Raw genomic sequence first — 408 nt, 5'->3', positions numbered from 1 at the left:
GATGTGGGTGGCGCAGGTGTTCTGCGAGAAGCCGAGGATGCCGGCGATTTCAGCGGCAGTCAGTCCCTTGCCGAGCAATCTCAACACCTCGAGTTCGCGATTGGTGAGGTTTCCGGCGGATGCTGGGCCGATATCGGGCCGGGCAGTTGGATTCGATGCCCGRAAATAGGCGAGGATGCGGTGGGCGATCCGCGGMGAGATCGGCGGCTCGTTGCGGTCGATGCGCTTGAGCTGCTCGATCAGATGTGCCGTCTTGGGGCTCTTCAGGATATAGCCCATTGCGCCGGCGGACAGCGCGTCGAAGAGATTGGCGTCGTCATCGGCGCTGGTGAGCATGATCGGCATGGTGCCGGGCAGGTATATGGACATCCGCCGGACCAGGTCGATGCCGTTGCCGTCGGGCAGCGC

Annotated in this window: 1 protein-coding gene; it reads right to left on the bottom strand. The window is 63.5% G+C overall.

Translation table 11 applies throughout. From position 1 onward, the window contains the following. A partial coding sequence (locus AC1D0P_RS30795; RefSeq protein WP_477680199.1) for a LuxR C-terminal-related transcriptional regulator occupies positions 1-408 on the bottom strand: 408 nt, incomplete at both ends.

It is taken from the genome of Polaromonas sp. P1_G2 (genome assembly GCF_056405515.1).
The sequence above is the reverse complement of the archived record's forward strand: the minus strand, read 5'-3'. Positions and strand labels throughout refer to the sequence as shown.